Below are 2,875 nucleotides of genomic sequence, written 5' to 3'. Positions count from 1 at the left end.
CCTGCGGGATAACTTTAAATCCTGTTATCCTTCCGCTGGTCCTTTCCAGTTCCACACCCAGAAGAGCATAGATCTGTGCTTCCATAAGACCTTCATGTCGCATTGTTTCCACAGACCACATGACAAAGGCTACTTTGTTGGGATATGTGCCATTCGCAGCATAGTATTTTTCAAGCCAGGCGTTTATGATGGCATCTCCCATAGCTTCGGTCTCTTCATCGGGAATGGTCCTCTGGTCAAAGCTGTAGAAGTTCTTGCCAGTGGGCAATGCATCCGGGTTACGGATGGGATCATTGCCTGTACCAGGTTCTATGTATTCAGCATTAAGTGCCCTTAATGTCTGGTCTATCTCACGTGTGGTCAGAGATAGATTATAGGCAAATTTTGCTGCAAGCTCCAGATCAGATGTAACATTGGCATCCGTCAGACCGAGGATATCTGCCTGAGCTGTTGAAATATTAGTTGAATTTAAGATTGTTGCATTTAGAAGTAACATGGCGTTTGAATCTGTTTCTGCCTTCCATTCGTCCTCTGTTCCGTTAGCTTTAGCCAGCGCATTATAGATGTGATCACTGAAATCATCACCCAGCATGGACCTTACCATGGACACAAGCTTTTCCCCATCTGGTGCCACACCAAAGACATGAAGACCGTAAGGGATGAGCTCTGATTTCATATCTTCAAGATAATCTTCCAGCACGCTATTCAGGAAGTTCTCAAAGTCGTCATCTGTCATATTATACAGTTCACCAGTTGAGATTCCCAGATCCTCTGCAAGGCTGAGATTACCGTAAAGTTGTATCGTGCTGTTACGATAGAGTGCCATCATTCCAGTTTCATTGTCACTTTTTGCATCCTGATAGTTATGGATCTTCTCGCTCATCGTGGCAAGATCCCCATAAAGGCCAGCTTCTATTATCGGTGGTGTAAGATGGTCTATTATGACTGCATTGCCTCTGCGCTTTGCCTGTGTACCTTCTCCCACATTGTCCATGATATACGGGTAGACTACCGGGGTTTCAGCCACCATGATAGACGGATAATCGTATCTCCACAGACCCACTTCATTTCCTGGTAACCATTCCTGTGTACCATGGGTACCAAAGTGTATCATGGCATCTGCATCGTATATGTCGTTGATCCAGAAATATGTCGCCAGATACTGGTGTGTGGGCGGTATTGAGGAATTGTGGTATATAAGGGACTCATCGGACAGTCCTGCCCTGGTTGGCTGGGGTATGAAATTGACATTTCCAAGCTGGATGGTCGGTATTACAAAGTATTTTCCGCTTCTGTCCTCATATGTCATGACCTCGCCGGGCGCTTTACCCCATGTATCTTCTACTTCAGTGCGCACGCTCTGTGGCAATGTTTCGTACCATTCAAGATATTCATTTACCGGCAAGAGAGTTACATATCCGGACTGGACAACTTTCTCAAGCTCACAGGGTGCCCATGTACCCACATTCCTGCTTTCAATGAACAGATCGATGAACTCACTACCATTTGGAACACTGCCGTTTCCTATATTGTATCCTGCAGTCTGCATGTCTTCCAGCAGCAGGGTAAAGCTTGAACCGATATCCAGATAACTGGCACCAATGTTGTTCTTGCCACCCTCGTGGTTGTAGTAAAGGATAGTGATCTTCTTATCTGCGTTTGCTTCTCTTCCAAGCTCTGCCCATGCAATAGCCCTGTCACATATCCATTCGACCTGACATTCCAGTGGTTCATAGTAATACTGCTCTGTTGCTTCGTCCTGAACCCTTCCGGCTAACCAGATATAATCGGTAAGCCCATCTATTTCAGGCTGTGTGACCTGATATGCAATGGAGGAACTGCTCAGTCCCAGCACACTTTCATTAAATTCATCCGGTGTCTGGTAATAATCCTGTATAGCTTTGATCACAGGTACATTGTACTTTTGCAGGTATTCTACTCCTTTTTCATGGTCATTATAGTTAAGATAGAAACCTTTTACCGAGATCATTGAATCAACTATCACTTCACCGTTCATGGTAAAGTAATCCACATCATCCTCACATACTGCATAGGTGGTGTAGATCACATTGCATCCTCTTGATTCAAGTTCTCTGATGATCGCTTCCTCGGAATTGTATTCTATAGAAGTCTTACCCAGTCTGTTACCGATTATTCCGATCGTAGGAGCTGATGCATTGTAACCGTGGTCTGCATACCATGCCAGATATTCGGTACTGTTGGCAAAAGTTCTTGGGAAAGCATCCGGATGATAGATACCATCATCCGGAATAGTTGGCTCAGCTGCAACATAGTGCTCAATATAGACGCTCTCAAGGGTAGCTCCGATGCAACGGATCCAGTTCTCCATATTACTGTATCCGTCATTGAAAAGATAATCTGTCATTGCATTGTACGGCGGATTGTCCATATCTATGGTTGCTATGCTGTACACATCTGACAGCATACCGAACATTCCTATCTGTGCACCGTTGTTCTTTGCAGCAAGGAGCTTGTCTTTTATCTGAGGAAGTTCGTTGGCTCCCACCATGTATAACATGATAACATCTTCGTTAGTGATATCAATGGAGCTGTTTATGGCCTCCCCACCTGTCATCACATTGACATTGAAACGGTCGGTGATCACTGTTCTCTCAGCAAGCACCTGCTCCATATAATATACACTGGTGTCCGAATTGATGATGTAAGTAATATTCACCTTCTCTTGCAGGATATCTGGTTCGGCAATCGTTTGTCCTGCAAAGGCACCGGAGAACTTCTGCCCCATGAACTTCAGCATGTTGCCCATGTTGGTCTCTCCACCCTGCAGCCAGTATCTTTCAATATCAGTGTAATTGCCAGAATAGAGATCTACATTTGGCAGGGTGATGTTCTC

General features: G+C 44.9%; 1 protein-coding gene. It reads right to left on the bottom strand.

Features of this window, described 5'->3' with window-relative positions; all coding sequences use genetic code 11:
• Positions 1 to 2,875 (bottom strand): cobaltochelatase subunit CobN (locus tag AB7U21_RS11640; protein ID WP_428389230.1); only part of this gene is annotated, 2,875 nt, incomplete at both ends.

It is taken from the genome of Methanomethylovorans sp., assembly GCF_050177135.1.
In the GTDB taxonomy this organism is placed as follows: domain Archaea; phylum Halobacteriota; class Methanosarcinia; order Methanosarcinales; family Methanosarcinaceae; genus Methanomethylovorans.
The sequence above is the reverse complement of the archived record's forward strand: the minus strand, read 5'-3'. Positions and strand labels throughout refer to the sequence as shown.